The sequence below is a fragment of the Stenotrophomonas sp. PE591 genome (assembly GCF_018320795.1).
In the GTDB taxonomy this organism is placed as follows: Bacteria; Pseudomonadota; Gammaproteobacteria; order Xanthomonadales; family Xanthomonadaceae; genus Stenotrophomonas; species Stenotrophomonas maltophilia.
This window is the reverse complement of the sequence record NZ_JAAOKO010000004.1, coordinates 20,292-39,179: the sequence shown is the minus strand read 5'-3', so window position 1 is coordinate 39,179 and position 18,888 is coordinate 20,292. Positions and strand designations below refer to the sequence as shown.

At 63.7% G+C, this 18,888-nt stretch carries 23 protein-coding genes; 10 read left to right on the top strand and 13 right to left on the bottom strand.

Annotated features, from left to right (window positions below):
• The first annotated feature begins 218 nt into the window (after positions 1 to 218).
• Together JLDANKMP_RS12120 and ligD are read left to right on the top strand one after the other, a co-directional pair.
• Entirely contained in the window at positions 219 to 395 is a 177-nt protein-coding gene (locus tag JLDANKMP_RS12120) for a DUF3606 domain-containing protein (protein ID WP_005409690.1), read from the top strand.
• Positions 396 to 408: 13 nt separating this feature from the next.
• Positions 409 to 2,958: a DNA ligase D gene (gene ligD / locus JLDANKMP_RS12115; protein ID WP_212561217.1), complete on the top strand. Its 2,550-nt coding sequence runs from the start codon at positions 409 to 411 to the stop codon at positions 2,956 to 2,958.
• A 7-nt stretch (positions 2,959 to 2,965) separates the two neighbouring features.
• Here the strand turns inward: ligD and JLDANKMP_RS12110 are convergent, their stop codons facing one another.
• Complete coding sequence (locus JLDANKMP_RS12110; protein WP_224482002.1) at positions 2,966 to 3,226, bottom strand: hypothetical protein; 261 nt, start codon at positions 3,224 to 3,226, stop codon at positions 2,966 to 2,968.
• Positions 3,227 to 3,415: 189 nt separating this feature from the next.
• On the opposite strand from JLDANKMP_RS12110, the gene JLDANKMP_RS12105 reads away from it, so the two are divergent.
• Positions 3,416 to 3,865 (top strand): BLUF domain-containing protein, encoded by a 450-nt coding sequence (locus tag JLDANKMP_RS12105; RefSeq protein ID WP_212561216.1) that lies wholly within the window; start codon positions 3,416 to 3,418, stop codon positions 3,863 to 3,865.
• 9 nt (positions 3,866 to 3,874) lie between these two features.
• Here JLDANKMP_RS12105 and JLDANKMP_RS12100 read toward each other — a convergent pair whose 3' ends face one another.
• Complete coding sequence (locus tag JLDANKMP_RS12100) at positions 3,875 to 4,105, bottom strand: hypothetical protein (RefSeq protein ID WP_212561215.1); 231 nt, start codon at positions 4,103 to 4,105, stop codon at positions 3,875 to 3,877.
• A gap of 226 nt (positions 4,106 to 4,331) precedes the next feature.
• Between JLDANKMP_RS12100 and JLDANKMP_RS12095 the strand changes: the two genes are divergently transcribed.
• The gene (locus JLDANKMP_RS12095) at positions 4,332 to 5,849 is read left to right on the top strand and encodes an FAD-dependent oxidoreductase (RefSeq protein ID WP_212561214.1); all 1,518 of its coding nucleotides are present in this window, start codon (positions 4,332 to 4,334) and stop codon (positions 5,847 to 5,849) included.
• Positions 5,850 to 5,852: 3 nt separating this feature from the next.
• On the opposite strand, the gene JLDANKMP_RS12090 is transcribed toward JLDANKMP_RS12095, so the two are convergent.
• From JLDANKMP_RS12090 to JLDANKMP_RS12080, 3 genes are all read right to left on the bottom strand, one after another.
• Positions 5,853 to 6,275 carry a low affinity iron permease family protein gene (locus tag JLDANKMP_RS12090; protein ID WP_005409684.1) on the bottom strand — a complete coding sequence of 141 codons (423 nt, stop codon included), beginning with the start codon at positions 6,273 to 6,275 and terminating at the stop codon, positions 5,853 to 5,855.
• A complete protein-coding gene (locus tag JLDANKMP_RS12085; RefSeq protein ID WP_212561213.1) occupies positions 6,272 to 6,526 on the bottom strand; it encodes a hypothetical protein in 255 nt (84 codons plus the stop codon). Before JLDANKMP_RS12085 ends, JLDANKMP_RS12090 begins: the two co-directional genes overlap by 4 nt.
• 213 nt (positions 6,527 to 6,739) lie before the next feature.
• Positions 6,740 to 7,771, bottom strand: coding sequence for an SDR family oxidoreductase (locus JLDANKMP_RS12080; protein ID WP_343237739.1), 1,032 nt, complete (start codon positions 7,769 to 7,771; stop codon positions 6,740 to 6,742).
• On the opposite strand from JLDANKMP_RS12080, the gene JLDANKMP_RS12075 reads away from it, so the two are divergent.
• Positions 7,772 to 8,599 carry a GlxA family transcriptional regulator gene (locus JLDANKMP_RS12075; protein ID WP_249336898.1) on the top strand — a complete coding sequence of 276 codons (828 nt, stop codon included), beginning with the start codon at positions 7,772 to 7,774 and terminating at the stop codon, positions 8,597 to 8,599. It abuts the gene before it with no gap.
• Positions 8,600 to 8,732: 133 nt separating this feature from the next.
• Here the strand turns inward: JLDANKMP_RS12075 and JLDANKMP_RS12070 are convergent, their stop codons facing one another.
• Positions 8,733 to 9,686: an alpha/beta hydrolase gene (locus JLDANKMP_RS12070; RefSeq protein ID WP_212561211.1), complete on the bottom strand. Its 954-nt coding sequence runs from the start codon at positions 9,684 to 9,686 to the stop codon at positions 8,733 to 8,735.
• Positions 9,687 to 9,854: 168 nt separating this feature from the next.
• Between JLDANKMP_RS12070 and JLDANKMP_RS12065 the strand changes: the two genes are divergently transcribed.
• The 3 genes from JLDANKMP_RS12065 to JLDANKMP_RS12055 all read left to right on the top strand — a co-directional run bounded on the left by JLDANKMP_RS12065 (position 9,855) and on the right by JLDANKMP_RS12055 (position 11,774).
• Complete coding sequence (locus JLDANKMP_RS12065) at positions 9,855 to 10,424, top strand: TetR family transcriptional regulator (protein WP_212561210.1); 570 nt, start codon at positions 9,855 to 9,857, stop codon at positions 10,422 to 10,424.
• A gap of 62 nt (positions 10,425 to 10,486) precedes the next feature.
• Positions 10,487 to 10,963 carry a nuclear transport factor 2 family protein gene (locus JLDANKMP_RS12060; protein WP_099473254.1) on the top strand — a complete coding sequence of 159 codons (477 nt, stop codon included), beginning with the start codon at positions 10,487 to 10,489 and terminating at the stop codon, positions 10,961 to 10,963.
• A 79-nt stretch (positions 10,964 to 11,042) separates the two neighbouring features.
• The gene (locus tag JLDANKMP_RS12055) at positions 11,043 to 11,774 is read left to right on the top strand and encodes a hypothetical protein (RefSeq protein ID WP_212561209.1); all 732 of its coding nucleotides are present in this window, start codon (positions 11,043 to 11,045) and stop codon (positions 11,772 to 11,774) included.
• A 17-nt stretch (positions 11,775 to 11,791) separates the two neighbouring features.
• Here JLDANKMP_RS12055 and JLDANKMP_RS12050 read toward each other — a convergent pair whose 3' ends face one another.
• The 3 genes from JLDANKMP_RS12050 to JLDANKMP_RS12040 all read right to left on the bottom strand — a co-directional run bounded on the left by JLDANKMP_RS12050 (position 11,792) and on the right by JLDANKMP_RS12040 (position 13,831).
• Entirely contained in the window at positions 11,792 to 12,262 is a 471-nt protein-coding gene (locus JLDANKMP_RS12050; RefSeq protein ID WP_212561208.1) for a hypothetical protein, read from the bottom strand.
• A complete protein-coding gene (locus JLDANKMP_RS12045; protein WP_212561207.1) occupies positions 12,263 to 12,619 on the bottom strand; it encodes a hypothetical protein in 357 nt (118 codons plus the stop codon).
• 456 nt (positions 12,620 to 13,075) lie between these two features.
• A complete protein-coding gene (locus JLDANKMP_RS12040; protein ID WP_212561206.1) occupies positions 13,076 to 13,831 on the bottom strand; it encodes a hypothetical protein in 756 nt (251 codons plus the stop codon).
• A gap of 455 nt (positions 13,832 to 14,286) precedes the next feature.
• Between JLDANKMP_RS12040 and JLDANKMP_RS12035 the strand changes: the two genes are divergently transcribed.
• Positions 14,287 to 14,736: a BLUF domain-containing protein gene (locus JLDANKMP_RS12035; RefSeq protein ID WP_212561205.1), complete on the top strand. Its 450-nt coding sequence runs from the start codon at positions 14,287 to 14,289 to the stop codon at positions 14,734 to 14,736.
• A 47-nt stretch (positions 14,737 to 14,783) separates the two neighbouring features.
• On the opposite strand, the gene JLDANKMP_RS12030 is transcribed toward JLDANKMP_RS12035, so the two are convergent.
• The 3 genes from JLDANKMP_RS12030 to JLDANKMP_RS12020 form a co-directional block, all read right to left on the bottom strand.
• Positions 14,784 to 15,137, bottom strand: a complete 354-nt coding sequence (locus JLDANKMP_RS12030; protein ID WP_212561204.1) for a response regulator — start codon at positions 15,135 to 15,137, stop codon at positions 14,784 to 14,786.
• Positions 15,138 to 15,140: 3 nt separating this feature from the next.
• Complete coding sequence (locus JLDANKMP_RS12025) at positions 15,141 to 16,274, bottom strand: PAS domain-containing sensor histidine kinase (protein WP_212561203.1); 1,134 nt, start codon at positions 16,272 to 16,274, stop codon at positions 15,141 to 15,143.
• A 174-nt stretch (positions 16,275 to 16,448) separates the two neighbouring features.
• Positions 16,449 to 16,805 (bottom strand): hypothetical protein, encoded by a 357-nt coding sequence (locus tag JLDANKMP_RS12020; protein WP_249336897.1) that lies wholly within the window; start codon positions 16,803 to 16,805, stop codon positions 16,449 to 16,451.
• A 618-nt stretch (positions 16,806 to 17,423) separates the two neighbouring features.
• Between JLDANKMP_RS12020 and JLDANKMP_RS12015 the strand changes: the two genes are divergently transcribed.
• Positions 17,424 to 17,849 (top strand): organic hydroperoxide resistance protein, encoded by a 426-nt coding sequence (locus tag JLDANKMP_RS12015; protein WP_212561202.1) that lies wholly within the window; start codon positions 17,424 to 17,426, stop codon positions 17,847 to 17,849.
• 48 nt (positions 17,850 to 17,897) lie between these two features.
• Here the strand turns inward: JLDANKMP_RS12015 and JLDANKMP_RS12010 are convergent, their stop codons facing one another.
• The gene (locus tag JLDANKMP_RS12010) at positions 17,898 to 18,848 is read right to left on the bottom strand and encodes a hypothetical protein (protein WP_212561201.1); all 951 of its coding nucleotides are present in this window, start codon (positions 18,846 to 18,848) and stop codon (positions 17,898 to 17,900) included.
• Positions 18,849 to 18,888 lie beyond the last annotated feature (40 nt).

The window sequence follows — 18,888 nt, the reverse complement described above, 5'->3', positions numbered from 1 at the left end:
AGGTCCCGCCCGGTTGCGATCAGGCGGGGGCCAGGTGAAGGCGGCATGTGAACGCCAACGCGAACCCTGCGCGTTGTCTTCACGAGGTGGCGTCTGTCGCCCGCCTGCCGCGGTCCCGATACCGGCAGGCCTTCGCCATCGCTTCACGGTGGCATCGCCTGGTGCCCATGGGCCGGCCGGTACGGTCACTTCACGCCCGATCACGCGTGGAGACTCCCATGAGCGATGACAAGAAGAACACCGGCAGCCCGGACCGGGATCGCATCAACGTCAACGAAGACTATGAACTGCAGTACTGGACCACGACGCTGGGTGTGTCAGCCGAGGAACTTCGGGCTGCGGTCGCCGAGGTCGGGCCCACCGCCGCTGCTGTACGCAAGCACCTGGGAAAGTAGCGCGGAGCTGCCCATGTCACTGGTCGAGTACCGCCGCAAGCGTCGTTTTGACCAGACCAGGGAGCCCGAACCGGGCAAGGCGCTGCCAAAAGGCCAACGCGCCATTTTCGTGGTGCAGCTGCATCATGCCAGCCGCAGGCACTACGACTTCCGCCTGCAGGTGGGTGACGCGCTGAAGAGCTGGGCCGTTCCCAAGGGTCCCAGCTACGACCCGAAGGTCAAGCGCATGGCGGTGGAAGTGGAGGATCATCCCGTCGACTACGCAGCATTTGAAGGCGAGATTCCCAAAGGCCAGTATGGCGGCGGACATGTCGCCCAGTTCGACCACGGTGTGTGGGCCACGCAGGGCGACCCGGAAGCCCAGCTCGCCAAGGGCCATCTACGCTTCGAGCTGTTTGGCGCCAAGCTCAAGGGTGGATGGCATCTGGTCCGTTCCGGCAAGCCTGCGCGCCAGCCACAGTGGCTGCTGTTCAAGGATGACGATGAATTTGCCAGCGATATCGAGGCAGACGATCTGCTGGCGGATGTTGCTGTAGCGCCCCCGGAGGACCTGAAGCGTGCCGGGGCCGGAAAGACCGCGAAGAAGAAACTCACGGTCGTACCCCCCACACGCACCCGACGAAAGAACTGGGCGAAGAAGGCCCTGGCGCTCAGCAAGGCGAAAAAGGCGGCAGCGCCGTCCGGGCCGTTTGAGCCGCAGTTGGCCAAGCTGGGCGAAGCGCCGCCCCAGGGCGCGCAGTGGGTGCATGAGATCAAATGGGATGGGTACCGCATCCTTGCTACGGTGGCTGAGGGCAACGTGCAGCTGTGGTCGCGGAACGCACTGGAATGGACCGGCAGGCTGCCTGAAATACGTGAAGCGATCGCGGCACTGGGGCTCACCTCGGCGGCACTGGACGGTGAGCTCATCGCCGGCGCCGGCACCAGGGAAGACTTCAACCTGCTGCCGGCCACGCTCTCCGGCGAGCGGCAGGGCGTCCTGACGTATGCATTGTTCGATCTGCTGCATCTTGATGGCGTGGACATCGCCGATGCGCCCTTGCTGGAACGCAAGGCCCTGCTGCACTCCGTGCTGGAGGGGCAGGGCAGGCCATTGGCGTTCAGTTCGCATGTGCAGGGGGATGGCGACGAGGCCTATCGCCTGGCCGGTGAGCAGCACTTCGAAGGCATCATTTCCAAGCGCGCCGATCGCAGCTACCACAGCGGTCGCAGTGAGGATTGGCGCAAGACCAAACAGCTGGCCAGCGACGAGTTCGCGGTGGTCGGATACACCGCGCCGAAGGGCAGCCGCACCGGGTTCGGCTCGCTGCTGCTGGCGCGGCCAGACCCGAAACATGGCTGGCTCTACGTCGGCCGCGTCGGGTCCGGGTTCTCGGACGAACTGATCGGCGAAGTCAGCAAGCGCATCGAAGGCGGCGGCGGCCGCAAGCCGACGGCGCACGTGCCCACCCAGGACACCGACCTTCGCGCCGCGACCTGGTTCGCACCGCGTTTCGTAGTGGAGGTCTTCTATCGCGGGATTGGCGGGCAGAAGCTGTTGCGCCAGGCATCGCTGAAGGCGGTACGGGCGGACAAGGACATCGCCGATCTCGAAGATTCCGATCGCTCCGGGCCGGCCATGGCCTCTGGTGGACAGCCCGCATCCACGCGTCCTGCGCGCGATACGAAAAAGTCACCCGCTACCGGCCGCACACCGCCCGCGCTTTCGTCCCCCGGCAAGATCCTGTTTCCTGGCGATGGCTACACCAAGCAGGAGGTATGGGACTACTACGCAGCAGTGATGGAGCACCTCCTGCCCGAGTTGGTTGATCGTCCGCTGTCCATCATCCGATGCCCCAGTGGCACCGCAAAGCCCTGCTTCTTCCAGAAACACCACACAGCCGGGCTGGAACTGGTCGATCCGGTAAGGCTGAAGGAGGAAAGCGGCATCAACGCCCATTACCTGGTGGTGCGTGACGCGGCCAGCCTGCTTGAACTGGTGCAGTTCAACGCGTTGGAGTTCCACCCCTGGGGCAGCCACGCAGAAGCGCCCGACAAGGCCGACCGGGTGGTGTTCGATCTGGATCCAGGACCGGACGTACCCTTTGCCGAGGTCAAGAAGGCGGCAACCGACATCCGCAAACTGCTGGCGCAGCTGGAGCTGGAATCGTTCCTGCGGGTATCCGGCGGCAAAGGCCTGCACGTGGTGGTGCCGCTCAACCCGGGATGCGACTGGGACCTGACCAAACGCTTTGCGAAGGGCTTCGCCGATGCGCTGGCGCAATCCGAGCCCCAGCGATTCCTGGCAACGGCCACCAAAAGCCTCCGCAACAAGCGGATCTTCGTCGACTATCTGCGCAACGGGCGTGGTGCCACTGCCGTTGCGTCCTACTCGCTGCGGGCCAGGCCGGGGGCACCCGTGGCGCTACCGATCGCCTGGGACGATCTGGCGAAACTCAAGCGTGCGGACGCGTTCACGATCAAGGACGTGCCAGCAAAGCTCAAGCGGCGGCGCAAAGACCCCTGGGCCGGCATCGGGGAAGTGAAACAGAATCTGGCGCGCTGGGCGCAGGCAGACCCGTAGCCCGCGCCTACGCGTCGGATCCCTGCGCGCTGCCGGGCAGGACATGATCGCATTCGACCAGCCGCGCGTTGCTGACCGTCTGGCGCGAAGGACAAGCGCCGCACACCAGCGTCGTTCCACCGGGCACCGCCCCCAACGCGTCCCCCGACAACTGTGTAATCCCGCCGCAGGTGTTGCAGCGCACGCGGATGGACCTGACGCGCTCAATACCCTGCACGCCGGAAACAGCGTCCAGCTCCAGAACATGGAAAAGGCCGGTATTGGGCATGGGGCGCTCCCGAGTCATCTGGCCCAAGCGTAAACGATCCATGGCGTGGGGGGTGTAGGCGTCCTGCATGCCGTTTGTCAGCTGGAACCCAACTGATTCACAAAATGCACATGATGGGAACAACTGCGGGGCGCAGCTGGCCTATCCTACGGCCACGGAATCTGGGGGGATTCGCTACAGGAGCAGTTAATGCCGATCAGAGCAGTCGCATACGTCAGCGAAGCGGGCCCAGCCGTTGCTGGTGATCCGTTCGGCCTGGGCAGCGGAAAGCTCGACGATCTGGTCGATGATGCCGCCCGCTTCAACCGCAGTGCCGGCGTCACCGGCGTCCTGCTGTTCGACGGCAGCCGCTTCCTGCAGTACATGGAGGGGCCCGAGGACGGCTTGAGGGTGGCGTATTCGCGGGTGGTGGGCGCCTCCAGCCATACCGGGCTCATCGAGTTGCAGCGCGGCAGGGTGGGCAACCGGCGGCTCCCGTTCTGGCCGATGCGCTGGCTGCCCACCCAACCCGAGCAGTTGAAGCTTCTTGCCCGCGCGGACTGGTCAGGGTTCGCCCAGCACAGCGGTGACGATGCGCCAACCGAGACGGCGATGGATATCCTGGTCAGGTTGGTGGAACCCTACGCGGTCGCGGCGTGATCCACCGGCCTAGCGGCCTCCATAGCGCGCCGCCCAAGGAATCTCTCCGCTGCACGCGTTGAGGTGCCCGGCGCGCATCACGCAATACAGCCGGGCCTCCGGGTCTGCACTGGCAGCAATGTTGTCCAGTGCCTCGGCAAGCATGCGGACGAACTGCTGCTCGGGGTAGAACGCTGCCCAGGTCGGCAGCAGTTCGTCCAGTTGCGCGATCATCAGATCGATTTCCAGGTGCGTGCTCACTGCCCGATCCTCCTTCCAGGCACGTTAGCGACCACGCTGCAAGCAGAGAGTTGCGGTTCGCAGAGGCGACACAGGCGTGTTGCCCACGCAGCGCTCACCTGGCCTTGACCATGGCGTTGATCGTAGCAGCGCGTGAGCATCATCTGCACGGCCGCGCCACCATCGTTTCACCCGGCAAGGCGTATCAGAGAGAGGCCTCCCAGCTGAAGCTGCAAGGATCCCTTTCATGTCCGAACCGTTCCCGCGCGCCAGCCTATGGTCAGCTGACACCGAGTCGCATTGCTTCCGCCCCCTTGCCGGCACGACGCGCGCGGACGTGCTGGTGGTGGGCGCCGGCATGACCGGCCTGCTGACAGCGGCCCGCCTGGCGGATAGCGGACTGGATGTGCTGGTGGTCGATGCAGGGCCCATCGGCGGGCGCAATACGGTGATGTCCACGGGCAATCTTTACGCGCCCGTCTCCCGGCTGGCAGAACTGGTCTCGCGCTGGGGCGGAGACACGGCCAGTCGCATCGTGCAGTGGCGGCAGCAGGCGCTGCGCGCCATCGAAACGCTGGTTCATCGCTACGATCTGCGTTGCGGCTTCGAACGCGTGGCCATGCAGTACGGCATGCAGGAGCGCACGCGCGAGGTGACGACGCGATTCGAGCGTGAACTCCAAGCCTATCAGCGCGTTGGCCTGCAGTGCGAACACCAGCAGTCCGGTCTGCCATTCGCATTGGGCCACGCGTTCCGTGTTCCCGATCAGGCGCAGTTGGATCCGGCGGCCTTCTGCAGGGAGCTGGCGCGACACCTGGTCGGCCGGGTGCGCATCCACGACTGGACCCAGATCAACAGCATCGAGGCCTCAGCAGGCGTTGCCACCGCTCTTGGCGGCCGCATCCATGCCAGGCACTTCGTGCTCGCCACCCACTCGCCAGCAGGGTTCAACCTGGTGCAGGCCGAGATGGAGGTGTACCGCGAGTACGGCGTGGCGGTGCCGGTTGCCAATCCGCCAGCGGCAGGTATTCATTGGATCGCCGATCGGCACCGCTCGCTGCGCGGGGTGCGCGGTACTGATGGCCGCGACTGGCTGGTGCTGGTCGGCGAGACACATCGCACCGGCGAAACCCCGGTGATGGATCCGGCACAGCATCTGGTCGCCGACGCGCGTCGCAACTTCACCGTGCAGGGCGAGCCGCTGTGCTGGTCGGCGCAGCAGTTCCGTGCAGCCGACCAGCTGCCCTACATCGGCAGCAGCGCGCACGACAATGTGTGGGTCGCCACCGGCTATGGTCCCGATGGCTTGACCTGGGCGGGCGTGGCCGCTCGTGCGATCACCGAGGGAATCATGGGCACGACCAGCGAGATCGAGAAGCTGCTAAGCCCCATGCGCTTCACGCCAGTGCGCTCGGCGGCCGGCTGGGCCCGTACCAATGGCACAGTCGCACGGCACATGGTGGGAGATCGACTTGGTGCTGCGCCGTCGCACTCACCCGGCGAGTTAAGCCGTGGCTGTGGCGCACTGCTGGACGTGGATGGAAAGCGGACCGCCGTCTACCGCGATGAGCACGGCCAGCTGCACGCGATGTCGGCGCTGTGCCCGCACCTCAAGTGCGTTGTCCAATGGAATGGCCATGAACGCACATGGGATTGCCCATGCCACGGCAGCCGCTTTTCCGCCACCGGGGCGCTGCTGGAAGGCCCCGCCCGGCAGGGCCTCACGCCAGAACCGCTGCAGGCGGAGCAGCCGCTGCAGCGGTGAGCCTCAGGCTTCGGCGGCCGCGTCCGCCTCGCAGGGCATGCAGCGTTCCTTCTTGGACTTGATGTCTGCAGCGGTCTTCGCCAGTGCCTCGTAACGCTGGCGAATCTCTTCAAGGTGTGCCGGTTCCATCGACTCCAGGTTCAACAACTCCTGGTTGGCGTCCTTGCTGACCCGGATCAGTTCATCCAGCTTGATGTGCAGCGCGGCCGTATCGGCATTCTGCGTATGCTGGATCAGGAACACCATCAGGAAGGTCACGATGGTCGTTCCCGTGTTCACCACCAGCTGCCACGTATCATTGAAGTGGAAGGCCGGCCCGCTGGCGGCCCAGGTGATGATCACCCCCAGCGCCGCGACGAATGCGCCCAGGCTGCCGGACAATCGTGCCGTCGCGGCCGCGACCCGGGCGAAGCCGCGCCGGATCACTCGTCACCTCCCGCGGCCTCCTCATCCGTTCGACGATCTGGCAGCCTGACCCGCTCGCCCAGGCGCTTGGCCTGATCTTCCGGCGTTGGCGCGGCGACGAAGGGGGAGATCGGATCGCTTGCGGGGAAGGTTTCCTGCAGCGCCTCGTCATGATTGCGGTGGTTGTGCAGCTTTGCCTGCAGCGGGCTGACAGGATCGGGGCGCTGCGCTTCCGCGTCGGGGTGGGGGAGGTCTTTCTGATCGCGTTGCATGGTGAATCTCCAGGTTGATCACCACCCCTCAGGTGGCGGGCCCAGCATAGGAGTGCGCTGTGAGCGGCCCCATCAAGGGCGGGGCAACGTGGCGTCAAACCTTCAGGCAACACGCGTTAACAATCAGCAGGGTGGGGCAGCGTAGCGCTCAACGCAACGCCGCCCGACCATTGCTCCATCCCTTGCACCGGGCATCTGCAACCCGTTTGCCGGTCAGACCCTGCTCATATAGCGCTGTGCCGGCTGCGCACGCGAAAGCCCCGGTGCCATCGCCTTGCGTGCATGCTCGAAGGCGTCCCACTCAGCGATGTCCGGAAGCGCCGGAATGGTCACGCGTTCGCCCTGCGCCAGCCCGGCCAGGGATGCATCCACCATGTCCTCGGCGCTCATCACGATGCCCTGCGGCAGGTGCTCCACCGGCAGGCCGGAGAGGTGCCAGAAGTCCGTCGCGGTAGCCCCCGGCAGCACAACCTGGACGCGCACGCCCTTGTCGGCCAGCTCATGGTGGAGCGACTGCGAAAACGCCAGAACGAACGCCTTGCTTCCCGCGTAGACGCCGTTGAGCAGCTCGGGCGCCAATGCGACGATGGAGGCGATGTTGATGATCGTGCCCTGACCATGGGCCACGAACACCGGGGCGGCGGCGTAGGCCAGGCGCATCGCGGCGTTCACGTTGAGCGTGATCATGCGCTCCATCTCGCCGATGTCCGACTGCAGCAGGGGAGCCGTTGCGCCGATGCCGGCATTGTTGACCAGCAGTCGGATATCCGCTCGGTCTCGAATGACCTTCTCAACTTCGGCAAGCCCGTCGGAGGTGGTCAGGTCGGCCGCGACAATGTCCACTGTGCGGCCGGTGCTGCGGGCCAGGGCTTCGGCCAGTTGGCGCAGGCGGTCGCCGCGTCGCGCAACCAGGATCAGGTCGTATCCGGCGCGGGCCAGGCGATCGGCGTAGATCGCGCCGATGCCGGACGATGCGCCGGTGATGAGAGCGGTGCCTTGAAGGGTAGGGTTGTTCACGGTGGTCAGTCCGAAGCGGCGGGCGTCGCCGGGGTCAGGGCCAAATCTAGGCCGGCTTGTGAATGGCGTAAATGTCGTATATACCTCGTTTACGGCCACCCCTGAAAAACCGTCATGCTCAGTGTTGGATTTGTCCTGCCATCCGGGTTCCAGACCATGGCGATCGCGGCTGCGTCCGCCTTCGAACTGGCAAATGCCGCCGAAGGCGCGCGCCTTTACGATCTGCACATGCTCTCCGAACAGGGCGGGCTGGTGCCCAGCTCGCTTGGCATGGCCATGCAGACGGCGCCGCTGGCGCAGCAGGCGCTGGATACTTTGATCGTGGCCGGCCTGCTGGAGCCAGCCCCGTCCACCGGCACGCTGATCGAACTGATCCGCCAGGCAGCCACACGCACGCGCCGGACCGCGTCGGTGTGCACGGGCGCCTTCATTCTTGGCGAAGCGGGGCTGCTGGACGGGCGGCGCGCCACCACGCACTGGTTCCACGCCCGTGCGCTCAGGCAGCGCTTTCCCGCCGCGCAGGTGGAGGAAGATCGCATCTTCATCATCGATGGCCCGATCTGGACTTCCGCCGGCATGAGCGCAGGGCTGGACCTGGCGCTTGGCATGATCGAGAACGACTTCGGTGCGGAGCTGTCCAGAGCCGTGGCCCGTAAGCTGGTGATCTACCACCGGCGCGGAGGCGGGCAGTCCCAGCATTCGGTGCTGCTCGAGCTGGATGCCCGGTCCGATCGCATCCAGAACGCGCTGACCTTCGCGCGTGGCAATCTGCGCGCCACCTTGTCGGTTGAAGAACTGGCCCAGGCCGCACACCTCAGCACCCGTCAGTTCAGTCGCGCGTTCCGCGAAGAAACCGGGCAATCCCCCGCCAAGGCGGTGGAGAGCCTGCGGGTGGAGGCCGCTCGCGTGTTGATCGAGCAAAGCCGCTACACGATGGATGAAGTCGCGGCCGAAACGGGCTTCGTTGACACCGAACGCATGCGAAGAGCGTTCCTGCGCGCCTTCGGCCAGCCCCCGCAGTCCCTGCGGCGCAACGCACGGGGCGGGGCGGACTGAGTTCGTCTTTGCAGGCACCTGTGCGGAGCCGATCCATGCTCGGCTGCCGATGTCCGGCACCAGAAGGCCTGCATGGAGCCCGCACTCTGCAGGATGAAACGGGCTCCGGCGCAGTGCCGGAGCCCCCTGTTGCTCACTTTTCCTGCAGGAACGTCAGCAGGTCCTGGTTGACCTTGTCCTTGTGGGTATCGGTCAGGCCGTGCGGCGCGCCCGGGTAGACAATCAGCCTGGCGCCCTTGATCAGCTTTGCCGATTGGCGGCCGGAGATATCGATCGGCACGATCTGGTCGTCGTCACCGTGGATCACCAGCGTGGGCACATCGAACTTCTTCAGGTCCGAGCGGAAATCGGTGGCCGAGAACGCGGCGATTGAATCGTAGGTGTTCTTGTGGCCGCCCTGCATGCCCTGCGCCCACCACGCATCAATCAGCCCCTGCGACACCTTCGCGCCCGGGCGGTTGAAGCCGTAGAACGGGCCCGACGGAATGTCCTTGTACAACTGGGCGCGGTTGTCCATCTGTGCTTTGCGGATGCCATCGAACACTTCGATCGGCAGGCCGTTGGGGTTGTCGGCGGTCTTCAGCATGAACGGCGGCACCGAGCTGATCAGCACGGCCCTCTTCACTCGCCCGGTGCCATGCCGGCCGATGTAGCGTGCCACTTCGCCGCCACCGGTGGAGAAGCCCACCAGGGTGACATCGTGCAGGTCCAGCGTATTGATCACCGTGGCCAGGTCATCAGCGTAATGATCCATATCGTTACCGTCCCACGGCTGGCTGGAACGACCGTGGCCACGACGGTCATGCGCGATCACGCGGTAGCCATGATTGGCCAGGAAGAGCATCTGTGATTCCCAGCTGTCCGAATTCAACGGCCAGCCGTGGCTGAAGGTCACGACGGGGCCGTCCTTCGGACCCCAGTCCTTGTAGTACAGCTGCACGCCGTCGGCGGTGGTGATGTAGCTGGCGGTGCGCGCGATGGCGGTGACCGCCGCCGGCTTGGCCGGTTCAGCGGCCTGCGCGGACAGGCCGGCCTGGACCGAAAGGGCGAGCGCGGCGATAGCCAATGTGCGGGCGAAGGTGTTCATGCAGGGCATCTCATGGGTGGGTGGTGAGACGTACTTTGCGCCCGCGATCAGGCGCCAGGGATATGACTAGTCCGAATTTCTTGATAGATCGTCTTGCATCGATGTGCTCGCACGAATCGCCCGCCACCGCCTGTTGACGAAGGAGAATGATCGTTCTACCTTGTGGCCATGAGCAAGGCCACCACCGACACCCAACAGAAGATCCTGGCCACGGCCGAGGCACTGATCTACCAGAACGGGATCCACGCCACCGGCATGGACCTGCTGGTGAAGACCTCGGGCGTGGCGCGGAAGAGCATCTACCGCCATTTCCAGAACAAGGACGAGGTGGCCGCTGCTGCGCTCAGGGCGCGCGATGTGCGCTGGCTGGCCTGGTTCCGGCATGAGTGCGACAAGGCGGACACTCCGGAAGCGCGCATCCTCGGAATGTTCACCGCGCTCAAGAGCTGGTTCCAGTCCGAGGGCTATCGCGGTTGTGCGTTCATCAATACTGCGGGCGAGGTCGGTGACCCTGCCGATCCGATCCGGGAGATCGCCCGGAACCACAAGCAGAAGTTGCTCGATTACACATTGGAACTTACCGGACAACTGGATATGGAGCAGCCGGCGGTACTGGCCCGTCAGCTGCTGGTCCTGATGGAAGGCGCCATCACCCTGTCGCGCGTGATGGGTGATTACGGCGCCGCAGACACCGCGAAGGATGTCGCGAAGCTGTTGTTGGAACAGGCCAAGCGTTAGCGCCTGAGTACGCCAGATCCTTTGAAGCAACCCGTCTGTCCATTTCGATTGGAGGTCTCCCCGTGTCCGCAGAACACCCCCGTCCGCCGCTTCCTCCGTTCACCCTTGAATCGGCCACGCAGAAAGTGCGCCTTGCCGAGGATGGCTGGAATTCCCGCGATGCCGACAAGGTGTCGCTTGCCTATTCGCTCGACACCCAGTGGCGTAACCGCGCCGAGTTCACCAACGGCCGGGAAGAAGCCCGGCAGTTCCTGGCACGCAAATGGAACAAGGAACTCGAGTACCGCCTGATCAAGGAGCTCTGGGCTTTTACCGAAAACCGTATTGCGGTCCGCTACGCGTACGAATGGCACGACGACTCCGGCAACTGGTTCCGTTCCTATGGAAATGAGAACTGGGAATTCGGCGCCGATGGCCTGATGCAACGCCGCTTCTCATGCATCAACGACCTGCCGATCAAGGAAAGCGACCGCAAGTTCCATTGGCCGCTGGGGCGTCGCCCGGATGATCATCCGGGGTTGTCTGAGCTGGGTATGTGATTCCCGCTGAGGCGCCATCCAAAGCGCGCTCGGGTACGATGAGACCGCCGGCATCCGCGCCGGCGGGCAAGGGGGCGCAATGGACATGCAGGCAGGAGGCGGATTCGATCCTCCGGCAAAGACCGATTCGCAGGAACTGACATTCCACTGGCTCTACCAGCGGGTGCAGGGGCTGGTTGAGCATAGCATCTACCCCAAGGCGGGCAGGGTGGAGACGTGGGCGTTTCGTGCGGCCATGATGGCCACCGCCATCGGCGTTCTAGGCAGTCAGCTGCTAGAGCAATGGATTCCACTTGCGACCACGCTGTTGTTGGTGAGGACGTGTCTGGCGGTGGAGATTGGTGGCTTCGCCATAGCAGGCCTCCTTGCAGCAGGCCGTGGAATCCGTCAGTTCAGCCAACCCCGGCTGTCACATGCCCAGGAAATGGACGGAGAGTTTGCCCACTGGCAAGCTGTGATCGCTGACCTTCGGTGCTTCCCCCGGCTCGAGCGAGAGCGTCGCCTCAAGTACGTCAGTCATCTGCGCGCAAGCATGATCGAACGCATGGGCATGATGTACGGCGGGCTGCAGCGATTGGGGCCGTTTCCGCTGTTGATCGCGCTCTACGTACAGTTCCGCGGATGGAAATGGGGCGATTGGGCGAGCGTGTTTGACGTCAGTCTGCTCGGAGCACTGCTGATCTTTGGCATGGTGCTGCTGTATGTCGTGGGCTGGATGTTGATCAGCTTACGCACCCGGCTGGACACCTACGTTGCCTTGTTGGAGGGTTCCATCCACGAACCCGAACCCTCCCAGCCAACGCCTTTGTAGGGTCGAGCCCTGCTCGACTACTGCCTGCCGCACCGCGCGCCATCAGGCACCTCGCCAACAAGGGCCCGCCGCACCCGATCCATCAAAACAGGCTCCGGCACACCCGCCAACACCTGCTCCAAGTAGTCCACCGGTTCCATCTGCCATTGAAGAAGCGCCCGCAACCGCACAACGTCGGGCGCCCGCTGCCGGGCGTCCAGTGAAACCTGCAGGAGCAGATAGTGTGAGCGCCTCTCCACCCACAGCACCGGGACGCCCCTGCAATAGATCTGCAAAGTGGCGTCTTGACGTTGTTCAACGAACTCAAAGCCCTGCTGTGGCCGCGCTTCCACAAACTGCCTTGCCTGTCGGCGGAGCAGTGAAAAGCGATCGTCAGGGATGCGATGGAATGCGAGCTGCTCAGGCCTCGGCGGCACCGGCCACTGAATCTGTACTGCAGCCACCGCTGCAAGGCAAAGCACCGTGGTCGCCCAGCGCCACCACGCCACTCAACCCTCCGGATGCAGCCGCGTACTGGCGTGTGCGGTGAGGCCGAGTCCTGCCATGATCAGGCCCTCCATCACCCGCGGGCCGACGTACTGTTCCAGCTCGCCATTCTCGCGGGCACGCTGCGCGGCCAGCAGGATCTCCAGCACCACCCGAAGACCCGCCAGCGAGCAGTCGGTATCCGCCAGGGCGATGCGTCGGCCGGGCATCTGATGGCGTTCAGGCCACGGCTGGCCATCGGAGGCGACGCCGGAGCCGATGCTGTGCAGCAGGGCGATGAGGGTGTTCGGGTCCAACGCAAGGCCGTTGGTCGGCGCATCGTGGATCGAGTGTGGGGCAGGGGAGTGGTGCTGGGTCACGGCTGGGCTCCTTGCGTGCAGGCAGAAGCCGCCACCTAAAAGGTGGCGGACGGTGCGAGGTTCGAAACCCGGTCTACGCTAAACCGGCAGGCACAAGGCCTCCGCGCACCGCCCGCCATAGCCGGCCGACGGATTGCCAGCCGGCACCACCTGAGGGGTGATGCCGGCTGGCAAGCGTTTACTTCAGCGTAGAACCGGGGTTTCGAATCCCGGCCACCCGTTTCAGGTGGCACGCAAAGGAATACGCCCGGTTGTGCGCGATGCCAATGCAGTAGGGCTGATGCCGACACCACTTTCAACACTTTCAGAATCGTTGCATATGACGCAATGAGGCCGGAGCCTTGCACTGCAAGGCTGTCGGCGATGTCGATGGTGCATGCCTGATGAGTGTCGGCATCCGCCCGGCGAGGCCGTGAACGAGGCGGATACGACAGAATTGCCAGAGGGCGCCAGGCGTCAGTAGCCCTTCAACGCGACCTTGGTTCGCTCCAACCATGTGGCATTGTGGCTGCGCGCGTGGCGCGACCAATGCTGCGCATCGTCGATGATGCTGGCGAACAGGCTGCGGGCTTGCTCACGATCGTCGGGCTGCGGCTGTGCCATCAACCATTCGGCGTACAGGCAGCGAGCGGCCGCATCGTTTCCGCATTCGACGGCGCGCTCGAACGCGGCACGGGTGCCGGGTGCTTGGGTAGCCGCCAGTGCCTGCGCGTAAAGCAGCGTCTGTTCCGGCTTGCGGCGCACATCCGGATGGCGGGCGAACAGACCGTCCAGCGACTCCACTGCAAGCGCGGCGTACCCGGACTCAAGGCGGGCACGGGCAAGGCCGGTCAGGATGTAGGGGTCGTCGCCCAGTGGCGAGCTGGCTGCCTGCTCAAGCAGGGTTCTGGCTTCCTCCGCCTGGCCGGCATCCAGCAGCGTCATGCCAAGACGAACCCGGTTCTGCACGGTGGGCGTTCGCGACAGATCAGCACGCGCGTTGCGCAGGTCCTGGCCCGGGTCCATGAGCTGCTTGGCGGAGCGGACGACCTGCCGGGCGCCGCGCGAATGGCGGACTTCCGGGAAGTAGATCGCAAGGAAATAGACGATGCTGCCGAGCAGCGGGAACGAGAAGAGCAGGATGAGCCAATAGAGGCTCCGGCCCGAGCGGATGGCGTGCACCGCGAAGTAGATGGCTGCCAGTACGTGGAGTCCGATTCCGATATAGGGCATGAGTGCCGCCTCGTCCTTGTGGGGTTGGCACTATAGTGGGGTAGGGGTGGGGCGCCAATGGGGTGGCGCGGTCGGGCGTGACGCGTCACTTTAATTGAATCAAATCCTGCCGTGCGCCGCGCGACTCGCGATAAGGCGTCGTTATCGGGGGTGACACCGCAGCCCTTGCGCCCCGCTTTCGCATGTGCGCGACCCCAGTTCGGACACTCGATCATCCCACGCGTGCCGATGTCTCCACCACGATTGATGAGCGCTACTGCGATTCGCCGCAGCGAGCTTTAATTGAGGCGGAGTGAAGCTGTTCGCAAGTTCACTCTTGACGTAGTAACTACATCTCACCGGGAGCGGCTTGAGTGGGGCGGCCATTGCTGAATGGTTTAGTTTAACCAATGCCAAGCGTCACCTATCCGTACAGTCGCCCTTGGTATGGTTCTGGCTGATCAAGGAGGTGCGCCATGCCCACTAGGGCTGTTGTATATGTGAGTGGTGCCGGTGAGAAGATCGCCGGCGACAAGCTGGGCCTGTCTAACGAAAAGCTGGATCAAGTAGTGGATGATGCAGCCCGCTTCAACAGAGACGCTGGCGTCACGGGGGTGCTGCTTTTCGATGGCGAACGCTTCCTGCAGTATCTGGAGGGCCCGGAGGATGGACTGTCAGTAGCCTATTCTCGCGTACTGGGCGCCAGCAGCCATAACGGCATCGTTGAGCTTCAAAGGGGGAGGGTAGGCAAGCGCCGTTTGCCGTTCTGGCCGATGAAATGGTTGCCGGTGGAGTCGACCGAACTTCGGCAGTTGGCTCGCGCTGACTGGACCGGTTTCAATTGGCGTGGCGATGCAGAAGTCGCCAACGCCACGGCCGTGGACCTCCTAATCTCTCTCGTAGAGCCCTACGTCATCGCCGCCTAACGCCGCGCCGAGTTCGCTCCCCCTTCCAGACGGGAGCGAACGGCACTTCAGAACTGACGATTGATCGCGGCTATCAGCTGCTTGAATCGATAAGGCTTTGAGAGGAACTGCACATTGCTTGGCAATGTGGGCAACTGCGAGCGGCTGTAGCCCGATGCCAGTAGGATACGTGCGTTTGGCTGCACGGAAGCCGCTTCTGAGGCTACGTCCAGGCCGGATACTCCTTCGGGCATGTTGTAATCAGTGACGACAATGGAAAATTGAGCGGCGCTCCGCAAGCATTCAATCGCTTCGACGCCATTGCGAGCAGTTGTCACTGCGAAGCCCTGTGCGGCGAGCGCATCAACGACGATCTCACGCAGGTCGTCCTCGTCATCCACAAATAGTACAGAAAGAGGCATGAGCTACTCGGCGACTGGGTAGTAAAGGGCAATGGATGTACCTGAGCCTGGAGCGCTCTCTACGCGAATGAACCCACCCGATTGGGTGGTGAATCCAAAAACTTGGCTAAGGCCCAGCCCGCTACCGCGTCCCACGGTCTTTGTAGTGAAGAAGGGCTCGAAGATCCGCGCCTGATCTTCCGGTGGAATCCCTTGGCCATTGTCCTGTACTTCTATGCGCACGTAGGTGCCAAATTGCTCACTGGCGCCATCAGACTGCACGTTGGTCTGTAAACGCGCTGTAATTTTGATGCGTCCACCTGTAGGCATCGCGTCACGACTGTTGCACACCAAGTTCAAGATGGCCGCTTCCAGTTGGCTACGGTCGAGCTCGACGGAGGGCAAATCGGTTGGAGCGTTTAGTTCAACCGCAACTGTGTCGCCGGCTGAGCGTTGGAGCATGTCGTGAATGTCACTAAGAGCATTCCCAACGTTGAGTCGTTCGGGCGAAAGTTCATGGCCTCTTCCAAACGTAAGAAGTTGCCGAGTTAGAAGTGCCCCTCGTTCAACCGACCTTAGAGCGGTACGGATGTACTTGTCAGACAACTCACCGTGAGGCTGATCCGCGAGAAGATCCAGACAATTCGTCACCACACCCAGCAGATTGTTGAAGTCATGGGCGAGGCCAAGGGTCAACTTGCCAATTGCCTCTAGCTTTTGCGCCTGCAATAGCTCTTGCTGGGCTCGTCTAAGCTGTTCTTGGGCAAGGTAGCGTTCGGTTACGTCTCGCGTGATCTTGGCGAACCCGACCAATGAGCCATCCACCCAGACCGGATCGATGACCACGCTTGCGTGAAATCTTGAGCCGTCCTTTCTAAGCCGCCAGCCTTCGCCTGCGTAGCGGCCTTCATTCGCAGCTATCGCGAGATTGCGTTCTGGGACGCTGGCGGCGATGTCTTCCGGGGTATAGAACCTGGAGTAGTTGGTGCCGACTACCTCATCCCTTCGGTAGCCTTTGATGCGTTCTCCGCCAGGGTTCCAAGTGCGGATGACCCCCTGAGGGTCAAGCATGTAAATTGCGTAATCAGTGACGGAATTGACCAGAAGTCCAAATTGTTGCGACTCGTCGCCTAGATCGCCCGTGGGACTTGGAGTCATGACGCACTCTCCTTCGGGGCGCCCAAGCTATGCGCATGATTGTTAGTGGATTGTGAAGGCGAAGGTGCGAACTCCATCACAAACCGGCCGCTCTCAGGTATTTTTTGTGCCAGCCGTGGCGTCGCATTTTGCTCGCTATTTGCCCGGCTATGTCATCGGCATCAGCGTCGGTCACTAAGGCTGGGGCCCGGAGCCCATTTGCTCTGTGAGGACTGTAAGGGACTGCTGAAACGCGGCGGCGAACAACGCGCCGCTGTCGCGTTCGTGGCTGTGCGCGATAGCAGGAAGCAGCTTTGTCCACGTCAAAAGCAGCGCTTCGCGATCCTGGTGAGTGATGAAAGAGACGCGTAGGGCGTACTCCATAGCCTTGAGGTAGCCGCGGTGCACGGCCGGATGATGGCCCCGAGGTATGCCAAGAGCGATAGTCAGCGCCCCTGCTTGGTTCAGGCTATCCCGGATCGACTGGCTTCGCCAGGCGAACCGCTCCAAGCCGTGACGCTTAGCACGGCCCAGACGGATCTGCTGGCCCATGCGAGTCTGCAGGCCCGCCACCCCAATGAGCAGCTGGGCCGAAAGGTGGCGGGAGGTCGGCTGCTGGCTGGGTTCCTGCAGAAGACGTAAGCCGTGCTCAAGGATCTGGGGCAGATCTAGGGCAGCGGAGGCAACGGCACCATTGGCTGGGGCTTCAGCTCTGAAGCTAGGGACGATAGACCGCAGTGTATCGAGGCCACCTTTCGGATTAGGAATGTTTATGAAGGGTAGAGTTGTTGTCCGCTTCTGAGCGATAGCGGACATCGCTGGACTGCCCGATTAAGGTGCTTTATCGAGGGTAATCGTTGGTCATCGACGACATAAGATGGGCCTATTCAAATGTCGGATGGAGCCAACTGCCAGCGTGCGAACTGAGGGAGGACGCAAACCACTGGAGTTCGTCACGCGGATCGTTCGCAGCCTGTGGCGTCGACATCCGGCTCCTTTTTTTAAGAATTGTCACACCAAGGGTAAGCGCGGTTGTGCTGAGTGCGAATTTATTGGTACATGGCGTGCTGCCAGAAGCCGTCCTTGTCCGATGGAACCCTGTCGACATGCGACCCAGTCTTTGACGGGTGGCAACTGATGCCACTTCGTCCACCCTAACTGGAGCATTCCATGAGTATCGAGTCGATTCTATACACGGCGCAGGCCACCGCAGTGGGCGGTCGCGAGGGGCACGCCGCATCGTCTGACAAGGCACTGGATGTGACGCTCGCCACGCCAGTCGAATTGGGTGGCGGCGGCGGAAAGGGGACCAATCCGGAACAGCTGTTCGCGGCCGGCTACTCGGCGTGCTTCCTTGGCGCGCTGCGCCATGTGGCGGGCCAAGAGGGCATCTCCCTGCCGGAAACGGCGGCGGTCACCGGCCGGGTAGGCATTGGCCCGGTCAGCACCGGTTTCGCCATCGACGTGGCGCTGACCATTTCGCTTCCGGGCATCAACCCCGACACGGCCGGTGAGCTCGTGCGCAAGGCCGATGTGGTCTGCCCCTACTCGCATGCCACCCGCAACAACATCAATGTCGCTCTGGTGCTGGCCTGAGTGACCGGCCGCAGCAGGGAGCACCTCCCCTGCTGCGGCCCACGCCGCTTAGCGGTCCAGATCCATCCACTCCATCGGCGCCACGGCGAGAAAATCCTCGATGTCATCCCGGAGGCCGCGGGCATCGGCAGCGAGCGCATCTCCCCGGTATTCGCCGATGACGTGGAGGGTACCCGCGCCACCTCGCTCGCGCCGATGCCCCAGCAGAACCATCGGAACACCTGTCAGTCGCGCAAGGCGCAGGGGCGAGGGTGAGTGGACAGGGCCAGCCGGCGAAGAGGGCAGGGCGAAGGGATCGAGCACGGTGACCACGCTGGCGCCGCGTTTCAGTTGGCGCCAGGCCATGCCTGGCTGTTCGAGCGTATCGATATCCAGGCGATGGCCGTAGCGCTGCAATGCGGCCAGCGCGCGGCGCAGCGGCGAATCCGGAGCATGCCCGCAGCGGATGACGTAGTGCGCAGGTGCACCGGGGCGATCCAGCACGGCGCCCACAGCGAGGTCCAGGTCGCCGGTGGGCAGCACGCAGACGACACGTCCCCGGCCCGCCGATGCTTGCCACAGGGCGTGCGGATCATGCCAGCCGATGCTTCGCAGATGTTGCCGGAGCACCGGGAAAGGCAACGCCAGCAGACGGTCACGGCGCGCACGGCGCAACCAGTCATGGGCCAGGAAGCAGCTGCCCATGCGCGACGCCGCACGCGATGGAATACCCAGGCGCATCAGCCGCGCGCACGCGCGAGCGTGACGCTGCCGCTGCAGCCATGGCCCCAACGCGGAGAACGCCCAGCGCGTGGCAGGGGCCAACGCCGCCTCGGGCAGCAATGACTGCATCGCCCGGGCCAGCGCCCGCCCTGCGTGACGGCCGAGGTGCCCGCTGATCAAGCGGACCGCCCACCATCGTTCGCCCCATCGTCCGTGCATCCTGGCCTCCTGTACGTGCCGGATGTACAGCGTCGGGCCGGCCAGGGCGCGCAGAAACCGGACGAGTACGAAATCCATGCGAGCGTTGCTACGGGGTGAAATGCGACAGGCGGCGCCC